Source organism: Candidatus Nitrosotenuis aquarius, assembly GCF_002787055.1.
In the GTDB taxonomy this organism is placed as follows: Archaea; Thermoproteota; Nitrososphaeria; order Nitrososphaerales; family Nitrosopumilaceae; genus Nitrosotenuis; species Nitrosotenuis aquarius.
In genome coordinates, this window is the sequence record NZ_CP024808.1 from 1,299,572 (window position 1) to 1,319,076 (window position 19,505).

18 protein-coding genes are annotated in these 19,505 nt (G+C 42.4%); 10 read left to right on the top strand and 8 right to left on the bottom strand.

Annotated features, from left to right (window positions below; genetic code table 11):
• Positions 1 to 17 precede the first annotated feature (17 nt).
• The 3 genes from NAQ_RS07595 (at position 18) to NAQ_RS07605 (ending at position 4,943) form a co-directional block, all read left to right on the top strand.
• Positions 18 to 1,589 carry an aldehyde dehydrogenase family protein gene (locus NAQ_RS07595; protein WP_100182954.1) on the top strand — a complete coding sequence of 524 codons (1,572 nt, stop codon included), beginning with the start codon at positions 18 to 20 and terminating at the stop codon, positions 1,587 to 1,589.
• A complete protein-coding gene (locus tag NAQ_RS07600) occupies positions 1,579 to 2,601 on the top strand; it encodes a hypothetical protein (protein WP_100182955.1) in 1,023 nt (340 codons plus the stop codon). Before NAQ_RS07595 ends, NAQ_RS07600 begins: the two co-directional genes overlap by 11 nt.
• 125 nt (positions 2,602 to 2,726) lie before the next feature.
• The gene (locus NAQ_RS07605; RefSeq protein ID WP_100182956.1) at positions 2,727 to 4,943 is read left to right on the top strand and encodes a beta-propeller domain-containing protein; all 2,217 of its coding nucleotides are present in this window, start codon (positions 2,727 to 2,729) and stop codon (positions 4,941 to 4,943) included.
• Here the strand turns inward: NAQ_RS07605 and NAQ_RS10295 are convergent.
• From NAQ_RS10295 to NAQ_RS07630, 5 genes are read right to left on the bottom strand one after another with little or no spacing between them, the layout of a single operon-like run.
• Positions 4,940 to 6,235: a CFI-box-CTERM domain-containing protein gene (locus NAQ_RS10295; RefSeq protein WP_177585574.1), complete on the bottom strand. Its 1,296-nt coding sequence runs from the start codon at positions 6,233 to 6,235 to the stop codon at positions 4,940 to 4,942. The two genes, NAQ_RS07605 and NAQ_RS10295, sit on opposite strands and share 4 nt — an antisense overlap.
• Positions 6,232 to 7,461, bottom strand: a complete 1,230-nt coding sequence (gene coaBC / locus NAQ_RS07615; RefSeq protein ID WP_100182957.1) for a bifunctional phosphopantothenoylcysteine decarboxylase/phosphopantothenate--cysteine ligase CoaBC — start codon at positions 7,459 to 7,461, stop codon at positions 6,232 to 6,234. The genes NAQ_RS10295 and coaBC overlap by 4 nt, the downstream gene beginning before the upstream one ends.
• Positions 7,454 to 8,290, bottom strand: coding sequence for a 3-methyl-2-oxobutanoate hydroxymethyltransferase (gene panB, locus NAQ_RS07620; RefSeq protein WP_100182958.1), 837 nt, complete (start codon positions 8,288 to 8,290; stop codon positions 7,454 to 7,456). The genes coaBC and panB overlap by 8 nt, the downstream gene beginning before the upstream one ends.
• On the bottom strand, positions 8,274 to 9,017 hold the full coding sequence (locus NAQ_RS07625; RefSeq protein ID WP_100182959.1) for a 4-phosphopantoate--beta-alanine ligase: 744 nt from the start codon (positions 9,015 to 9,017) through the stop codon (positions 8,274 to 8,276). Before NAQ_RS07625 ends, panB begins: the two co-directional genes overlap by 17 nt.
• Entirely contained in the window at positions 9,014 to 9,910 is an 897-nt protein-coding gene (locus tag NAQ_RS07630; protein ID WP_100182960.1) for a pantoate kinase, read from the bottom strand. Before NAQ_RS07630 ends, NAQ_RS07625 begins: the two co-directional genes overlap by 4 nt.
• Before the next feature lie 66 nt (positions 9,911 to 9,976).
• Between NAQ_RS07630 and NAQ_RS07635 the strand changes: the two genes are divergently transcribed.
• On the top strand, positions 9,977 to 10,951 hold the full coding sequence (locus NAQ_RS07635) for a phosphate signaling complex PhoU family protein (protein ID WP_100182961.1): 975 nt from the start codon (positions 9,977 to 9,979) through the stop codon (positions 10,949 to 10,951).
• A gap of 8 nt (positions 10,952 to 10,959) precedes the next feature.
• Here the strand turns inward: NAQ_RS07635 and NAQ_RS07640 are convergent, their stop codons facing one another.
• Both NAQ_RS07640 and NAQ_RS07645 read right to left on the bottom strand, forming a co-directional pair.
• On the bottom strand, positions 10,960 to 11,475 hold the full coding sequence (locus NAQ_RS07640) for an NUDIX hydrolase (protein ID WP_100182962.1): 516 nt from the start codon (positions 11,473 to 11,475) through the stop codon (positions 10,960 to 10,962).
• Between the two features lie 28 nt (positions 11,476 to 11,503).
• On the bottom strand, positions 11,504 to 12,400 hold the full coding sequence (locus NAQ_RS07645; RefSeq protein WP_100182963.1) for a winged helix-turn-helix transcriptional regulator: 897 nt from the start codon (positions 12,398 to 12,400) through the stop codon (positions 11,504 to 11,506).
• A gap of 116 nt (positions 12,401 to 12,516) precedes the next feature.
• Here NAQ_RS07645 and NAQ_RS07650 point away from each other — a divergent pair, with 116 nt between their 5' ends.
• The 5 genes from NAQ_RS07650 to NAQ_RS07670 are packed head-to-tail and all read left to right on the top strand — an operon-like array spanning position 12,517 to position 17,688.
• Positions 12,517 to 13,704 (top strand): ABC transporter permease, encoded by a 1,188-nt coding sequence (locus NAQ_RS07650; RefSeq protein WP_100182964.1) that lies wholly within the window; start codon positions 12,517 to 12,519, stop codon positions 13,702 to 13,704.
• A complete protein-coding gene (locus NAQ_RS07655) occupies positions 13,697 to 14,407 on the top strand; it encodes an ABC transporter ATP-binding protein (protein WP_100182965.1) in 711 nt (236 codons plus the stop codon). Before NAQ_RS07650 ends, NAQ_RS07655 begins: the two co-directional genes overlap by 8 nt.
• Positions 14,404 to 15,711: a COG1361 S-layer family protein gene (locus tag NAQ_RS07660; protein WP_245871573.1), complete on the top strand. Its 1,308-nt coding sequence runs from the start codon at positions 14,404 to 14,406 to the stop codon at positions 15,709 to 15,711. The genes NAQ_RS07655 and NAQ_RS07660 overlap by 4 nt, the downstream gene beginning before the upstream one ends.
• A 32-nt stretch (positions 15,712 to 15,743) precedes the next feature.
• Positions 15,744 to 16,136 carry a hypothetical protein gene (locus tag NAQ_RS07665; protein ID WP_100182966.1) on the top strand — a complete coding sequence of 131 codons (393 nt, stop codon included), beginning with the start codon at positions 15,744 to 15,746 and terminating at the stop codon, positions 16,134 to 16,136.
• 4 nt (positions 16,137 to 16,140) lie between these two features.
• Positions 16,141 to 17,688 carry an ABC1 kinase family protein gene (locus tag NAQ_RS07670; RefSeq protein ID WP_100182967.1) on the top strand — a complete coding sequence of 516 codons (1,548 nt, stop codon included), beginning with the start codon at positions 16,141 to 16,143 and terminating at the stop codon, positions 17,686 to 17,688.
• On the opposite strand, the gene hsp14 is transcribed toward NAQ_RS07670, so the two are convergent.
• Complete coding sequence (gene hsp14 / locus NAQ_RS07675; RefSeq protein WP_100182968.1) at positions 17,689 to 18,063, bottom strand: archaeal heat shock protein Hsp14; 375 nt, start codon at positions 18,061 to 18,063, stop codon at positions 17,689 to 17,691. It abuts the gene before it with no gap.
• Between the two features lie 222 nt (positions 18,064 to 18,285).
• Here hsp14 and NAQ_RS07680 point away from each other — a divergent pair, with 222 nt between their 5' ends.
• Positions 18,286 to 19,503: an iron ABC transporter substrate-binding protein gene (locus tag NAQ_RS07680; protein WP_245871575.1), complete on the top strand. Its 1,218-nt coding sequence runs from the start codon at positions 18,286 to 18,288 to the stop codon at positions 19,501 to 19,503.
• Positions 19,504 to 19,505 lie beyond the last annotated feature (2 nt).

A 19,505-nucleotide genomic window follows, 5' to 3' on the forward strand; every position in this document is an offset into this window, starting at 1 on the left:
CAGTATATCATTTACCTTTGATTGAAAACGAAAACACTTGGGCAAATGCAGTAAAAACAGGCACCCAAGACGATTTCCACAAGAAATTCGATTCCGCACTAGAATCCCTAAAATCAGAATTTGGCAAGACCTATCCGTTAATCATAGGAGGAAAAGAAGCATACACAGAAAAAACATTTGATGTACGATCCCCATCCGACACCAGAATCATCCTAGCCAAGTTTCCACTGGCAACAAAAGAGCAGACAAACCAGGCAATCGAGTCAGCCAAGGACGCATTTTACAATTGGAGCTCCACACCATACCGGACCAGAGCCAAAGTTTTCCGCGAAGTAGCATTACAGTTTTCTCAAGAAAAATTCACGCTGGCTGCCATAGTGAGCCTAGAAAACGGCAAAAACAGGCTCGAGGCAATGGGAGAAATGGATGAAACAATTGATTTTCTGCGATTTTATGCAGACCAGCTAGAGGCAAACCAAGGATTTGTCAAACCAACAAAAAACGCAAACCCAAACGAAAAAACCCAATCCATCCTAAAACCATACGGCGTCTGGGGAATAATTTCTCCGTTTAACTTTCCATCAGCAATAGCAATTGGAATGAGCAGCGGTGCACTAATCACAGGAAATTCCGTGGTACTAAAGCCAGCAAGCGACACGCCACTATCAGCATTCCAATTCGTAAATGCAATTTACAAAAAAATCACACCAGGCGCAATCAACTTTGTAACAGGACAGGGCAGCATAGTGGGCCAAGCCATAGTTGAAAACCCAAACGTCTCTGGTATAGCATTTACCGGTTCCAAAGAAGTTGGGCTGTCAGGATTTAGGACGTTTACACGAGAATCCCCAAAGCCATTCATCTCAGAGATGGGCGGCAAAAACCCAGTCATAGTGACCGAATCAGCAGATCTGGAAAAAGCAACCGACGGGGTTTTGCGTGCAGCATTTGGCTATGGTGGACAAAAGTGCAGCGCCTGCTCGCGGGTATATGTCCAAAAACAAATTGCGCCAAAATTCCTAGAAAAACTCGTAACAAAAACACAAAACCTCAAGATCGGACTTCCCTGGGAAAAAGATACGTACTTGGGTCCAATAATTAATGATTCAGCCAAAAAAAAATTCGAGTCGGCAGTGGAGCTTGCAAAAAAGGACGGCAAGATAATTTTCGGCGGTGAAATCCTAAAGGACGGACTGTACCAAAACGGCTACTATGTCAAGCCTACAATAGTTACCAATTTACCAAAAGACCACAAGCTAGTAAAAGAAGAATTATTCTTGCCGTTTTTGTGCGTCCAGGAATTTGAAAAATTCGATGATGCAATAAGGGAGGCAAACGATTCCGAATATGGCCTCACTGCAGGCATATTTTCGCAATCCAAGTCAGAAATTGACGCATTTTTCTCTAAAATCGAGGCTGGAGTAACATATGCAAATCGAGCCCAATCTGCAACAACTGGCGCAATGGTGCAGTCACAGCCCTTTGTTGGATGGAAAAATTCCGGAATTTCTGGCAAAGGAGCAGGCGGCGCATATTACCTGACCCAGTTCCTCCGAGAGCAAACGCAAACAATTTGCAATGAGCAGTAATATAGCTAAAACACCACAGGTCATCGTCTTTTTTGGCTTTGTTGTACTAGCTGTTGTCATTATAGCTGTATCGATTGGATTTTTGCAACCAATGAACAAGTCTGATACCAGAGAAAAAATCCTCATCTCAAATCTGAAAAATGAAAAAATTCCTGCAAAAATCTCAGAAATTCCTCCAAACAAATCATATCATTTTGCATACCCATCATCCTATGACATTAGCAAATCTGAAAATTCGCACCAAATGTTCATCTTGATTAGAGTGCCAAAAGAGCTAGGAGGAGACAAAGATGACATTTCATCATTTAGAGCATATTCAGCTGTTGCATTGGAATCGGGCTGTTTGATGAAACACTGGCCTCATGAAGGACGAAACACAGTAATCCAAGAACCATGCCATAATGGCGTATATCGAGTCCAAGATGGACTGCTGATAGGAATTGAACTACTCTACAAACATCTCTTCAATGCCTTGCCATATCTAGAGCTGTCTGCCGACGAACAAGGATACATTTACGCAGAACCACCAATCTGGGAGCTTGACAAAAACGGAGTTGTTGGAATCGGAAGGAACGTATCTGAAGAGCTTTACAGAAAAACTGCAATTGCAGAACTAAATGATTACCTTACAAATTCTGGCAAGCCGCTTGACATTCCATTGCAGCTAAAGGATGGTTCAATTCTAACACCTGGAAAGACAAACCATGACTTTGTGTACAAAAACACGCGTGACATTAGGATCTATCATCATTTGGAAATATTATACTGTAATTGCAGTGCGCCAACTGACACCAGTATGCTAGATGAAGCGTGGCTACTAGATGATGAATTATTGTACGTTGAGGGATTTTATCCCCCAAGCGGCGAGTATCAGTATTATTCTGTAACATTCTTCAGAGATGGATATCAAATCAAGTTCCTATCATCAGGAAGAAGCTTTGAGGAATTGCTAACACATGTCTTGGATAATTTCTATGAAAACAAGAATTATTCCATGCTCAAAAAAGCCTGAAAAACCAACTCTGATTTAAGCCGATTCGTTAAAGCGGAATTTAATCAAACCTCTTAAAGCTTTTTTTCGTATGGTAGTACAATGTCTGCGCAATACTTAATTGCAAATTCTAGTCGTGGTGCATATTGAATACTAAAATCATTATAGCTGTTGTCGCAGCAATCTCTGTAGCTGGATCATTTGGAATATTTCTGACTCTGATGCCTACCAATACACCACCTTCTACTCCATATGTTGTTTCGCCAAACGCATTTGATGACACACCACTAGTATCTCTTGAGGGATCGCAGGAGCTCAAAAAATTCTCTTCATATGAAGAGCTCAAAAAATACCTTCAAACAACACAAGCTCAAGATCAATACTATCGAGACTATGGTGGCCCAATAACTCTTGATAGAACAGTTTTCCCAACTCCTTTCTCTAGAACCGATGCACAATGGAATATGGCTGAAGAAGCAGCACCGGCATCAGCTCCAGTACCAACGCCTACCAATGGAGGAGTTACCGATTCTTCCAAACCGGGATATTCCACTACAAACGTCCAAGTCAAAAATGTAGACGAGCCAGACTTTCTAAAAAACGATGACAAGTACGTATACATCGTAACAGGCGACAAACTGACAATAATAGAGGCCTATCCAGCAGAGACAGCAAAAATCATACTAAAAGTTGGAATCGACATTCCACAAGGCCAGTCAATACAAAATATTTTCCTAAACGGAGACAGGCTGGTCATCTTCTACCAAGACTATCAGGAAACCGACTACATCCCACAATACAATTTTGCACCATCAAAAATCTACACAAACCTAACCCACATTGTAATAATGGATGTCTCTAGCAAGGAATCACCAAAGATAATCAAAGACTATTCCGTCAACGGCTATTACCACAATGCCAGAATGATCGGAAATCTTGTCTATCTGATATCAATAGCAGAGGTTAATCATTTCCAGCCAATCATTCCACTAATAAGAGAAGACGCAAGGACCATCATTTCTCCAGACGTTTTCTATTTTGACAATCCAGAATCCTACCATAATTTCAACACGGTAACTGCAATCGATGTTTTTGCAGACAAGATAAAATCAGAGACTTTCATGATGGGCGGCGCAGGAACAATCTACATGTCTGAAAATAACCTGTACATTACATACCAAAAGAACCTGCCATATCGATATTACCAAGTCCACGAAAAGACCAGATTCTTCGAAGCTATAGTGCCAGTGTTGCCTACTAACATCCAGACACAAATCAAACAGATAACAAACGATTCCACATTAAGCGAATCCGAAAAATGGAGCAAAGTATCCGATCTGCTCCAAAACACCTACAATTCCATGTCACAGTCGGAAAAATCAAAATTATTTGAGAAAATCCAGTCAGCAATCAACGATTACGAGCTGAAAATACAACAGGAAACACTAAAGACAGTAATCCACAAAATAGGCCTAAACTCTGGCGAGCTAAAATATCTAGCAAAGGGCGAGGTCCCTGGAAGGCTGCTCAACCAGTTCTCAATGGACGAGTCGGAAAACAGATTCCGAATAGCAACCACATCGGAATTTTATTCAAATCGCTCGTATCTGCACAATAATGTCTACGTTTTAGATGAAAATCTGATGCGCGTAGGGGCACTAGAACAAATAGCAAAGGACGAGTCCATTTATTCCGCAAGATTCATGGGCGACCGACTATATCTGGTGACATTTCAAAGAATGGACCCGTTCTTTGTAATTGATCTGTCCACAGACACGCCAAAAGTACTGGGCGAGCTCAAAATTCCAGGATTTTCGCAGTATCTCCACCCATATGACGAAAATCATGTCATTGGTATAGGCAGGGACACCAAGGAAAACCAGTGGGGCGGAGTCCAGACAGAAGGAGTAAAGCTGGCGCTATTTGATGTAACAGATGTGTCCAAACCATCCGCAGTAGACGTGGAAATAATAGGAAAACAAGGAACAGATTCCGAAGTGCTAAACGACCACAAGGCAATGCTCTTTGACAAGCAAAAGGGAATTTTGTCAATACCAATTTCCAATTACAACTATAACATAGAGCCGTACTACAAGGATGGCAGATATGTCGAGCCAACAACATGGAGAGGATTCTATGTGTATGATGTCAAGGATTCCGGCTTTGATCTAAAGGGAACTATAATGCATTCAAACGGCACCGGCTACGAGTATTATGGGTACGGAAGCAGGTCATTTTACATTGATGACACACTGTACACTGTAAGCTCTAATCTTATGAAGATGAATGCGATATCTGATCTGCACGAGGTAAACCAGATAAAATTCAGGGATGAGGCAAAGCTAGTACGCTATATCGACTAACTTTTGAAGTATTTTCTAACTCGAATGATCACTAGAGCCGGCGCTACAAAGTAAATTCCTGTATTGAGCAGTATCATTCCAATTCCATAGCCCAGTATCTCTGATTCCGAGTCAATGTCTACATAGCTCAGAATTGACATAGTGGAAAGCATTGGAGTTATGGCAGCTTTTACAATTTCTCTGAAAACTGGACTCTGTCTTTCTAGGTCTGCTATTGCAGGACTAAATGAATAATAAAATTCGTTGAATCCAGCCATGAATGTTGTTCCTGAACTTGTCCTAAACAGGACATTGTCTCTGATTTCTCGTAACATCTGGACTTGTGGTGCAAGTTCCGTTCCATGAGCTGCAGTTGCAATAAGACATCCACTTGGAGCTGCTGTTTCTTCTTCTTTTTCATCACTTTCTAGCATTGGAACTTCAGCATGTTCCTCTGGCGGGGCTACAATAGGAACTACAGTCTCTTCAGATTCGCGTTCTTCTTTTGCCTGCTCTTCAGCTTTTTCTATTCCTTCTAGGATCTCTTCTTGTTGTTCTGGCGCAAAGTCGCCTTCTTGGTGTGGAAGCTTGCCTAGCAGCGCCTTTGATTTTCGTATTGCGTCATCGTCATATCCAAGCTCGTACATTGCAGAGTCAAATTCTTCTTCGGTTATCTCTCCTTTTTCAAATGCGTCCATTAGGGCCTCACTTGGGTTTTCCACATCACCTTCGACAATCTCTGTTCCCTTTTCTGTTACGGTAAATGTCATTGTCTTTCTAATGTCAAATTTATCAGAGCTCTGGATTCCCCATGCAAATTTAATTTCATAATCGCCCAAAGGCTGGTCTATGGTATGGCAGACTGTGCCGTATCGCTCTATTGTCTTTTCATTTACCCGCACGTCACAGACAGATTCTTGAAATCCTCCCTGTATGGTTGCCTTTGGATTGTCGGTACTAAACAATGAAAATCTGATTGTCTTTGGCGCTAGCTTGTCAGCTGCAATTTCCTCAAATGAATAAACCGGAAAGCAGTGCTCGCCGTTGCAGTTGTTTGCAACATTGTCACCTAGTGCGGTAACAAACGGAATATATGCAAACAACTCTATTCTTGGATCAAGCCCTTCTGGAACAGGGGGCATGTTCTTGATTGTAATGGCGATTTCCGTGCCTGGCGGGCCGGAAATTGGACTCATTGAAATGTTCGGCATTGGCAAATTCATGGATTCAGAGTCAAATTCCTGTGCAAACGAGTCAGGCAGATTCACAATCAAGACAGCAATTGATAATGCAAGAATTATAGTAACATTCAAGCGAGTTTTTTCTCGATTTGCTTTCTGATAAACTTTGATATCTCTTCTTTCTTTTTACGTCCCGAGCTTGCAATATTGCCTGATTTATCCACAATAATGACTTCGTTTAGCTCGCGGTTTTTCTGATATTTTGTCCCTATGTCGTTTGCAACTATAATATCTGACTGAGATTCTCCGAGTTTCTTTTTTGCCAGCTGGACAAGCTTTTTCCTTGAAATGTTGGTTTCCGCCTTGAATCCAACCAGAAAAATGTCTTTTTGGATTTTCTTGATATTGTCTATTATTTTTGGAGCTCTCTGCAGCTTGATAGTAATGCTAGCCTTGTCACTTTTTATTTTTGATTTTGCTGGTATGGTAGTATAGTCAGCAGGTGCCGCAGACAAAATTGCAACATCATATCTCCTAGATTGTAGTTCTTTTTTTACTGCATCAAACATTTGCCGAACTGTCTTTACCGGTATGGTTTTAGCTCCCTTTGGCGGTTTTTCGGTTCCAGGCCCATACACAAGTGTGACTCCGGCGCCAGCTGAAATCATTTCCCTTGCAAGCAAAACACCAGTTTTTCCTGAGCTCTGGTTTGTCAAAACCCGGACAGTGTCTATTGGCTCGGCGGTGGGGCCTGCGGTGATGAGTATTTTTTTGCCGGACAAAACAGAGGATCGGCCAAACCTGTCCAAAACATAATCCAGCACGTCCTCAGGCTCGGCCACCTTTGCCTTTCCTTCTATAAAATTAGGCTCGATAAACTCGACTCGCTCCTTGAGAAATGAAATATTTCGCAATACGGCGACATTCTCATACATTGCCTGGTGCATTGCAAGTGCCATTATTATGGGAATTTTTGCACCAAATCCTACAGTCAACACTGTAGAAATCGGCGTGTCATCAATTCCGTTTGCAAGCTTTCCCAAAGTATTTGCAGTTCCAGGATATACTATGATGCAATCGGATTTTTTGTAATCGGCCAACGCAACATGTTCCATTTTGCCTGTGAGTTTTGTTATGACTCTATTTCCTGTTGCCCACTTGAAGTAATCTGGCTGGATCAGTTTTGTAACAGCTTCACTTGCAACGCAGGTAACATCAGCACCATGCCTCATCAATAATCTAGCTAATTCTATTGCCTTGTATGCAGCAACGCTTCCTGTAACACATAGGACGATTTTTTTCCCAGCCAGTTCTGTTCCGTATGATTCCACTATGTCCAAGGATGGATGCTTATTCAATTTCCTTCATGAGCTTATCCAGCTCGGATTTTTCCATTGTAAACCAGTTTTCCTTTGCAGGAAATTTCCCAGCTTCCACATCTGATTTGTATAGTGATATGGCCTTTGTTATCTGGTCAGATAATGTCATGTATTGCTTTACGAATTTTGGTTTTAGCTTGTCATACATTCCCAGAACGTCATGCACTACCAAGACTTGGCCGTCACAGAATTTGCCAGATCCTATACCAATAGTAGGAATCGATACCGATTCGGAAATTATTTTTGCCACTTCAGATGTAACCATTTCAAGTGCTATAGAAAATGCACCAGCTTTCTCCAAGGCTTTTGCATCTTCTATTAGTGTAATTGCAGCGTCCTTTGTCTTTGCCTGGACTCTATATCCTTGCGCAAGCGTGGTAGTTTGAGGCTGAAATCCAATGTGGCCCATAACAGGAATGCCTGTCTCCACTATTGCCTGAATGGTAGGTGCAACAATTTTGCCGCCTTCTAGTTTTACAGCATCAGCTCCTGCCTTGATTAATCTGCCAGAGTTTGCGAGTGCATCCGATGCGCTTGCCTGGTATGACATGAAAGGCATGTCGGCCACTACAAGCGAATTTTGTCTTGCACGAGATACTGCCTCTGTAAATAGAACCATCTGGTCCATGGTAACAGGTATTGTATTTTCATATCCAAGCATGACCATGCCGGCGCTGTCGCCAACTAGCATGATGTCGATGCCAGCTTTATCGCACAATGACGCTAGGGTATAGTCATATGCAGTAATGACAGAGATTTTCTGGCCATTTTTTTTCTTGTCTAGTATGTCCTTAACTGACTTGTGCATTGCGAGCCCTCCTAGTCAGATTTGCTTTGATTTCTTGTATTGCCAATGCAAGATTTTTGGAATTGTCAAATTTTGTCTTTTTGGGGTTTTTGCAAGATTTTATCAATAGTGTTATTGCGCGAATTACATTGTCCACTATTGTAATATCAGCAGTCTCTGCGGTTCTAGACATTGGGTTTAGATCAAATGTAATTACTTTTTTTCCGGCCTTTTTTAGCGCAAGTGTGCGATCGCCGTCTTCCAGTGGAACAACAACCACATCCGCAGAATAAATTCCGTCCCTGTCCACAATTCTTCTAGCAGAATCCAGGCCTGAAAGTTTTGTAGAGTTTTTCCTGTCCATTCCATAGATCTTGGATGCGCCATTTTTTTTCAATACGCGAAAAATGTTTTGTCGCCTGGCCTCTGTTGCATAAAACAGGTTTACCTCTATTTTTGCGCCAGAGGCTTTTGCAAGCTGGACTATTTCCTTTGGGCACAGCCCTGCAATGTTGCCGTTTACAGAAATTACGGGATTTTGTGCCTGTTTTAGCATAAAGGCAGCAGCCAAAATTGCCTTTTTGGCAGATCTTGATGTCTTTTCCCCAATCAAATAGTCAAATGCCTCGCCACGGCCGTGCGCCATGAGGCCTTCCTTTGCGACAAGACCTGCATCAAATGCTTCGACCAGTTTTTCCCGAATGTACAGCGATTTTGCCCGCGGATGGTTTGATGGAATATGATTCAATGTACTAGTCTTGCACCGACTTGGTCGATTTTCGATCTGATTATGATTCCGTCAGGATATTTTTCCAAAATAGAAATCACTTTTTCCTCCATTTCTGGCTTTACCAGTGTAAATATTGTCTCGCCAAAAAGGGCGACACCACACCTAATTCCGTTTTGTTTCAGATCGTCAATTACCGATTTCATCTTTGGTGTTATGATATCCACATAGTTTGCAAATTCAATGGAATAGTCATGGAACTGGTCGATATTTTTTGTCTGCACAAGCTTGTCCACCATTTTTCCGCCAAGGCCGTTTATCGATGCAAGTCTGTCCTTGAGGAATTGCTTTGTGGAAATTGGCGAAAAGCAAATCATTATTGCACTATGTGACTCTGAAGGTATTTTCTTGATTTGGCCAATTCCTGGCGCGCCGCCCTTTACTCGAATCTCAAATCCACCGTGATATGACGCCAAGACATCGCCCAGGCCTGTCCTGCACATCACCTCGGCATTGTGCGCCATGGTACCAAGTTGTTCTTTGGTATAGTTTGTCCTAAATGCAGAGTTTAGCGCATACGCCAATGATAATGCAACTGCCGCAGAACATCCTAAACCATAGCCCACTGGGATCTTGATGTCGTGGTGTATTTTGAGAAAATAATTTCCCTGCATGTTTTTGAGAAATTCGGAAATTACAAATTCAGAGACCTGCGTATTGTCTGGCTGGTATCCAGAAATTGTAATGGAATGATCAGAAAATTCAGAGTCTTGCACTTCGACTGTTGTGGTGACTCCTTCTTGGATGGAAAAGCCCGCACCCAAGGAGCCTTGCATTTCAGGCCTTGCTGTCTGGTCTAGTTCTGCCTTGAAGAATCCAGTTATGTGTGCAGGGCTAAATGCAATCCCCTTCATCTGATCTGAGTTTAAATTTGAATAAAAATATAAGAATATGGCTTAAATTAATTAAATCAGTATAAATTGCCTAAATTCATTCGACGCCTGCAAAAGATAGGAAGCAGCATCCTAGTATCATTGCCAAAGGAATGGGTCGAAGCAAACCACCTAGACAAGAGCGCCGAGGTAGAACTAGAAACATCCGACAATACAGTATCAATTACCGCAGGCAAAACAGAGCGACCGTCAAAGGAAGTCGTAATATCCTATCCATTGCCGCAGGACGAAAACATTGTTGCAAACATTACCGGCGCATATCTGATTGGCTATGACATTATTCGAATAAAGGCAAAGACTACCATTCCAGCAGAAGACAGGGAAAAAATCCGCAATTCCATGAGAAGGCTTGTTGGAATGGAAATTGTAGAAGAAGACTCGTCAAATGTAAATGTCCAGTTTCTGCTTGACGCTGCCACACTAAATCCACAAAAAATTCTCAAGCGAATCAGCTCTATTGCACTGGGAATGTTCAATGATATATCATCCTCTTTGATATCAGACGACAGATCAAATCTACAGACTTTATCACACCGAGACGACGAAGTGGATAGGCAGTATTTTCTTCTGGTCAGACTAATCAGAAGCACCATATCTGACAAAAGGCTTGCAACCGCATTTCATCTAGAAAACATTGATGTTCTGGATTACAGAATTGCAGCAAACATTCTAGAGACAACAAGCGATACTCTGGTAGAAATTGCAAATTCACTGTCCAACACAACACTATCAAAAAACGACCTCAAAAAAATCTACGAGCTAACCAAAGACATAGAGTCAATTCACCAAAAATCAATTGACGCGTTCATCGAGCAAAACAGGAGCTTGGCAATTGACGCAATAGCAAGCCACAGGAAATTCCAGAGAAAAATATCTGACATCAGATCCTCAATAGAGCAAAAAAACCAGCTCCAAATTGATCTGCTGGATCTAATCTACATGTTTGAGCGAGTCTCTAGGTCCTGGGCAGACGTTGCAGATCTGGTCAAGCCAGTCTACTAGAATATCATCTAGTACAGCTTGTTCTTTGCAGCATAGGTCAGAGCAGCACAGATTGTCTTGGAGTCGATGATTTTTCCTGCCTTTATCATGGATATGAGGCGCTTAAAATCCATCTTTACCACAGACATTATCTCGTCTTCATCCAGTGCCTGCCCGCTTGCCTTTTTGAGGTTTTTTGCAACAAAGCAGTGGATTGCCTCTCTGTTATACCCAACAGACGGATAGTACGTCAAAAAGTGCGTCATTTTTGCCGCCTTGTAGCCAGTTTCCTCTTGGATTTCGCGAAAAGCACATCTGATCGGCTTCTCACCCCTTTCCAGCGTGCCTGCAGGAATCTCCAGAACGTATCCGTGCGGAAATCTGTGCTGTTTTACTAGTATGACCTTGCCTTTCTCATCAAATGCCAAAATTGCTGCAGCCCCTCGGTGTTCTATAATTTCGCGCTTTACTTTGCGTCCCTGAATTGTAATATCATAGAGGCTCAGGCCTAAAATCTTGCCGTCATAGATCTTCTTTTTTCTCATCTGTACAGCCCTGGATTTTGGATGGATTTTAATGATATGCCAGGTGCAGTTTTTGGGAAGCCTTTGCTTCCTTGATTGCATTTGTAATCCATTTCTGGGGGAATGTTATCTTTTTTGGAATGAACAGGTCCGCAGATCCGACCCCCTTGATTCCACGCACCCTTTGCGTTATGGAATCCAGCTCAAAAATATTGTTTGAAAACAAGAACAGTACAATCTGGTTTTTTGACAAAAACGGCTTCATCAAAAACGACTCGGAAAACTCTTTTTTGAGTGACTTGAGGGTCTCATTAAAGTCGCCTGCAACCCAAGCCAACACCACAAAAGGAATGTACTGGCCAAACTTGGTAGGATCGTAAATCATGGTAAACTGGATTGCCTCGTCGTTTTGCAGTTTCTGCAAAGATCGCGTAATGGTTTTTGTGGAGAGTTTTGTCTTTTTTGCCAGATCGTCTATCTTTGCCCGCGGGTTCTTTAGCAGCTCGCTAATGATATCGACATCGGTCCTTGTAAGATCCGATCGTATTCCGGGGTTTTCTGCTTCAAATATTGACAACAGCCTGACATCTTTCATCAATCCCTTTGCAAGCTCTATTTTTTGAGAAACATTTTCCTTAACCACAATTCCACAAACCGTGATTCCGCCAACAATTGGCACAACCAAGAACGGCTCGCCAATCAATTCCACCTGTTTTAGGATTTCATTCATGTTCTGGCCTGTCACCACAATATACAACAAGCTGTAACCAAAAACGGGCGGCTCTATTTTCAGGGTATAGTCCTCGATGATTCCGTTTTTTGTCATCTTTGCAATTCTAGACTTTACTGCAGCACCGGAAATTCCTATTCTAGTTCCTATTTGCCTGTCGGATTCGCGGCAGTTGTCCAGCAATGCGTGCAAAATGTCCACGTCTAATTTGTCCAATTTGCTACAGTTAGGCACTAGTTTCTTATTAAACACTACTATTCTTTGATCGAAATGTCCGATTTAGGCATTTTAGGCATATAATACATTAAATATCAGACTAAATTACTATACCCATGGATTACCGAGTCCAGCTGGCAAAAAGGATGCTCTCCAACAAAAAGGGCTCCCTGATTGGCGCAGTGCTCGCCGTGTCAATTGGAATTTTGGTAATTCATGTGAATTTTGTAATTTTCCAAGGATTATACGATGCAATTGTCCGGGATCTGTCCAGCTATAGATTCGGAGATGTCCTGGTGACAGACGAGGAGAGCTTTATCACAAAATCCGATACTTTTCTGGTAGGATGGTTTGAGCGAATCCCATATGTTGAGGCCGCAACGCCCAGGATGCAGTCATCCGCATCAATTAACGTAACAAAAAATGGAAAATTAGTCGAGGAGTTCCGAGTTCCAGTCATTGGTGTAGATCCGATGCGGGATCCAAGGGTATCAACAGCCTATCAAACAGTAAGTGATGGCCAATTTGTCTTTTCAAGAAACTCACTTGTTATCGGATCCAGGGTAGTCGATGATCTCGGCGGAGCCAGAGTTGGTGACAGCGTCAAAATAAAGATCACCGACAGGCGAGGCGAAGACCAGGTCCGAAGATTCCTTATCACTGGTATAACAACATCGCCTGGAGGCCAGGGCCTAGACTCTGAGATAATAATGCACATTGATGCATTGCGAGACATGCTGGACAGAGACGGAGAGACGGGAGAAATTCTGGTAAAGCTAAATGATCCAAAAAAGGCATCCGATGTGAAAAATTATTTTCTCAGGACTTTTCCAAATGATGATTTCAAGGCAGAAACAATAGAGGAATCTGCAGAGGCAGCACTTAGCGGTTTCAGATCAGGCATTGCCATGATAAACATGATTGGCTATTTCGGGTTAATGTCATCTGCATTCGCAGTTGTAACAATCCAGATGATGCTAGTATCCAGCAAGACAAGAGAGGTAGGTGTCATGCGTGCAATTGGCGCCAAAAGAAAGGACATTCTGATTATCTTCATTGTCCAAGGTATGATGATTGGCGCAATCGGCGCCGGAATAGGCACGGCAATGGGCCTAGGATACACGTTTTACGCAAAAGAGACCAAGATGACCTTTGCAGGGTCCATTCCACTAGAGGTAAGCTACGACTGGGCAAAAATCACCCAGACTGCAATCATGGCATTTTCATTGGCAGTAGTGGCGTCGATTTACCCGTCATACAAGGCAACTAAGCTGCAACCTGTGGAGGCAATGAGATATGTCTGATATTGTGCTGGAATTAAAAAATGTCAACAAGGTCTTCGGCCAGGGAGACACTCGAGTCCAGGCACTAGACAATGTCTCATTTTCTGTAAAAAAAGGAGAGTTCTTGCTAATTGTTGGCAGCTCCGGCTCTGGCAAGTCTACACTGCTTAACATGATTGGACTATTGGACAGGCCAAGCAGCGGCCAAGTAATAATTGATGGAAAAAATACTACCAAGCTATCAGATGGAAAAATCTCGGAATTTAGAAACTCCAAGCTAGGCTTTATCTTTCAATTTTCAAATCTTATGGCAGACCTTACAATTTTGGAAAATGTATTGCTGCCAAGAAACATACAGAGATCAGATCAAAATGCATACAAAGAAGCAACAGACCTGCTCAAGGCAGTGGGATTAGAATCGCAAATGAACAAGAGAGCAAACAAGGTCTCTGGCGGACAAGCCCAGAGAGCGGCAATCGCAAGGGGCCTAGTGAATCATCCAACAATAGTGCTAGCTGATGAGCCGACAGGAAACCTAGACTCTGTTACTGCAGAAACAATCGTACAGCTAATGAAGTCAATGGCAAAAAAGCTAAACCAGACATTCATCATAGTAACGCACGACAGACACCAGTTCGGCGAAGTGGACCGAGTCATCACTATCAAGGACGGGCGCGCATTTGAGGGAGAGGACGTGCCGCCAAAAATGGAGCTGACAGTATGAAAACTCTGGTCTATGTCATGATATCTCTGATTGTATTATCGCCAGTGTTGGATGCCTATGCCCAGCTAGGCAAAGGCGACTCGCCATTTGAGCGTAATTTTGGCGATGTCAAGTTCCTAGATGCGTATTTTGGCACTCTGGATAACAAAATCGAGGTAACGCCAGGCGACAAGAACGTTCCACTTACCGTGGTATTTGCAAATGTAGGTTCGCAAGACATCACTGGAATCAAAGGACAGCTCCTAATGCCGATGGGCTTTAGCTCATCAGATGGCAAGGGCGCACTAATTTTTGCGGACAGCGATTCCGAGGCAACTGCAGGAAAACACTTTTCGCTGACATTCTTTGTAAATCTGGACAAGGGCGTATCTGTACAGCAATTTCCTGCAACTGTCAAGCTAGATTATACCAGACTGCGAGAGTCTGGCACCAGAAACTCGTTTTTTGACTTTAATTTCAGGGTCACTGGAGAAAGCATCCTGAATCTCAAGGCTGATAATCCATTTTTAACATCTCTTAAAACAAATGACGTCACAGTAGAGATAACAAACACAGGAACTGCGCCATTATCGAATGTCAAGGTTGTATTGCAAAACAGCCAGTTCCAGTCAGACAGATCCACTACCTTAACAAACATAGAAAATGTTGTCTTTGATCAAAACGAATGGGACATTGGCACAATAGATACAAAGTCGTCCAAGAAATTTTCTTTTTCTGTCTATGTTCCTGAAAATGTCAGAACAGAAACACTTCACACACCATTGCTGGTGTCGTATTTTAACGCGCATGGAGACAAAATAGAGGACACAAGGACTGTAGACTTTTACATTAATGGTTTGATCGACGCAAGGATCTACGACATCAAGGTAATAGAGCTAGGAGACCAGCAGACCATAATCGGGGATATCATAAACGAAGGCAACATCAATGCCCTTTTTGCGTTTGTGACACTAGAACCACTGGAAGGCTCTAATCTCAAAAAGGTAACCCAGTTCATTGACGAGCTAGAAACAGACTCGCCAGTGCCGTTTAACATCCCAGTAGAGTTTGACGGCGAGCCAAAGTACGGCGACCACAAAATCAAGGTTACAGTTCGATACAAGGATGATCTGAGGCAAGAACACCTAGTATCGGAAATTGCAACTGTGACACTCAAGGACATGACCATAAAGCCAGAGCCTACACCAATGGACTTTGCGCCAGGAATCATCGGCCTGACAATAGCTGGTGTGGCAGGCTATGTCATATTCAAGAAAATCAAAAAGAGAAAGCAGGCTCAGGCAGAAGAAAGCCAAACCCACTAGAATTATTAATCAAGTGATGGTATTTTCAATCCATGTCTTCTGATGAAATCGAAATCCCAAAAGAGATTCGACCATTCATGCTAGAGCAGGCCCAAGAAACAAAGCTTGGCCACAAAAACGGCGCACAAAGGCAATTCCGATACAAAAACCTGCACATTCGCGAATACAAAGACAAGTACCTAGTCCACATGGACAGGGTCAACCCACATGACGATCCACTAGGACATCTAGTCTATGACGCTCAAGAAGTCCTGGTGGGCCTGGCAAGCGGGGCAATTGGCGGTGCCAAAATAGCATCACACATTTACAAAAAATCTGGCAAGACAAAAAAAGACAAACAGATTGCAGCTGCCGCAGGAATTGTATCATCTATAGCAATTGGCTATGTTGGCTACAAGCTAGCAAAAAAGGCTAAAGGCCAGTGATGTTATGAGCACAGCTCGAACCATCCATGTTTTGATAAAGCTAGTCCCACTAATTCTGGCATTAAGAAAGGACAGAAAAGCCTGGGTCCGCTCTGAGGGAAAAAATCTGGATCTGGCAAGATTTCAAAAAAACGCAAGCAAGGTCCTCAATACTTTTGTCTCATTAGGTCCTGTCTACATCAAGCTGGGCCAGTGGCTTTCATCACGAGCTGATATCTTGCCGCAACCATATTTAGAAGAGCTCTCAAAGCTGCAAGACGACGTTCCGGCAGAATCCTTTGAGAAAATAAAGCCAATCATAGAGCAAGACTTAGGATCTTTGGACAAGTTTTCCACAATAAACACAAAGGCAGTCTCTGGCGCATCGCTTGGCCAAGTGTATCTGGCAAAAATAAAAGACCAAGACGTCATTGTCAAAGTAAAGCGACCGGGAATTGAAAAAATCATAACACAAGACATCCGTGTCCTAAAAAAAGTCCTGCCAATTGCAATGCAATTTGTCGATCCTAATCTGAGATTTTCCGCGCAATCAATGCTGTCGCAGTTCATAGAAACCATACATGAAGAGTTAGACTATACTATAGAATCAAAGAACCTCAAGACAATCAAGAAAAATCTAGCTCGACACGACAATGTGCGGATTCCCGAGGTGTATGACGATTATTCAACAAAAAACATCCTTACCATGGAATACATTCCTGGAATAAAAATAACAAACATTGAAGATCTGGACAAGGCCGGAATCGACAGGCAAAAAATAGTCATCGATGTCCACAAGGTCTTCTTTACAATGTTGCTTCGTGATTCAATATTTCATGCAGACCCGCACCCAGGCAATATCTCAATAGCAAATGATGGCTCTCTGATTTTGTATGATTTTGGTATGGTTGGCAAAATCGACAATGAAACCAGAATGAGAATTGTGCGATTGTACCTAGCACTGGTAGAAAAAGACCCACCACGAACAGTAAACGCCATGTCGGAGCTAGGAATGCTGACGCCTGACTTCAACCGCAGTGTCATAGAGCAGGGAATTGACATGTCAATTAGGACAATGTACGGCAAAAAGCCAGACGAAATGGAGGTAAAGGCCTTGATGGAGCTGGCAAACAAAACTATGTCAAAATTTCCATTCATGCTGCCAAAGAATCTGGCACTGTATCTTCGAATGAGCTCTATCATAGAAGGAATCTACAAAACCCACAAGGTTGACTTTAAGTTCGTCAAAGTCCTAAAGAACATTCTAGAAGAAGAACAGCTAATCAAGGATGCATATATCGAGGAAATCAAGCATTCCTTTACTCGATTTGCAAAATCCCTTGATGCAACCATATCTATTGCGCCAGAGCTAAAAAAATTCCTAGAAGAAAATAGGACACTGCAATTAAACAAAAAACCAAAGCGGGACACTCTGCTTGCAGGAAGTATCTTGTCTTCGGCTGTATTCATTGGCTCTGCCGTTTTGTATGCACAAAATGCTACGGCCGCTACTGCCGGCATGGTTGGCACATTTGTAATAATGGGAATCTTTGCTGTATTTAGGAAAAAATAACTATTCTATTGGAATTTCCTTTTTGGAATAGGGAATTTTTACTGTCAGTACGCCTTGTGCAAATTTTGCAGAGATGACGGCCTCTTCCTTGGTGTGGATGGGCAAGAGAATTTTTTTGTCTATTGTATTTGGGCGCTGCCTGTAGATTGCGCCTTCTACTTTGGATTCTGGCTTTTGCGCAGAAATCGATAGAACGTTTTTGTGAATTGCCAGCTTGATGTCTTTTTTCTCAAATCCTGGCAGATCAATTATCACGGTAAGTGAGTCATTTTCCAAGATCATGTCTACTGGCGGCAGGACAAACTCGTAGAATTCGCGCGACTTGTTGCCGATTTCTTTTGTTATCTCCTTTGCCATGTTCTTGACTAGGCCCATTTGGTGTGTTTAGCGATTTTTGGTTATAAGTTTTGGTCGTGGTTTTATGGCTAGTCTAATCTCAGGAACGCCGGAATTATTCTTGACATAAAATAAAAATCCAAAGCATCCTATAATCCCAAACCAGTGTCTGGTTCTGCCTAGTTTACAATTCCAAAAAGATACTCTAAGGTTGTGGATTGTTATTCTGAGTTTAAATAATAATGTAAAATTAGCCGACCTGTGAATAAGACTTTTCCCATAGTTGGCATAGCAATTGCAGCAGCTATAATCATAGGTGTTGTTGGTTTTATGGCAATACCAAATAATTCTGATAATTCCATGGATAGTGACAGAGTCACCACTGCCGAAAAACCCATGGCATCTGATACTGTCACAGAAAAACCCACGGAAACACTCACAGTTGACGAACCTGAATCTGAAACTGCAGAATCTATGGATGCAAAAGTCATTGATGAACCAATCGAAATTGAGACCGCAGAAGAAACCATGGCCGTCGATGTAACACCGCGACAAAACCAAGTCCTGACAATATATTCTGGCAGAGCAGAAACTCTGGTCGGACCTATTATTGCCCAATTTGAGCAAGACACTGGCATCAAAACCCAAGTTCGATATGGAGATACAGCGGCTATGGCTCTGGCAATAATGGAAGAAGGACAAAATAGTCCAGCTGATGTATACTTTGCTCAAGATGCAGGTGCACTTGGGGCTTTAGCTAAAGAAGGACGGTTACTTGCATTATCACCATCAATTCTAGAAAAAGTAGATTCTGATTATCGCTCATCTACTGATGAATGGGTCGGTATCTCTGGTAGAGCGCGAGTAGTTAATTATAATGTAAATCTGGTTGACCAATCCGAACTGCCAGATTCTATTTGGGGCTTCCTAGATCCAAAATGGAAGGGAAAGATTGGCTGGGCTCCATCTAATGGTTCATTCCAGTCCTTTGTCACTGCACTTCGAGTCTTGGAAGGCGAAGACAGAGCAAAAGAATGGCTAGTCGGAATAATGGAAAATGATCCAGTTGTATTTTCAGGCAATGCCCCAATAGTCGAGGCAATTGGCCGAGGGGAAATTCATGTTGGCTTTGTAAACAACTATTATATGCACAACATCAAAGCAAAGAATCCCAGTCTTCCAGTTGCAAACCACTATACTAGCGGGGATGCAGGATCTATGATCAACATTGCAGGAGCTGGCGTAGTTGACACTACAAAGAACAAGGCACTTGCTGAAAGATTCATCCAGTATATGTTAGAGGAAAAGGCCCAGACTTACTTTGCTACAACAACATACGAGTATCCATTGGTGGCAGGAGTTGACGTTACTGGTTCCCAAACCCCGATTACAGAAATAGTCAAACCGCAAATTGATCTTAATGACTTGGATGATCTGCAAGGCACGCTAGAGCTCTTAAAAGTTATAAGAGCACTCTAATG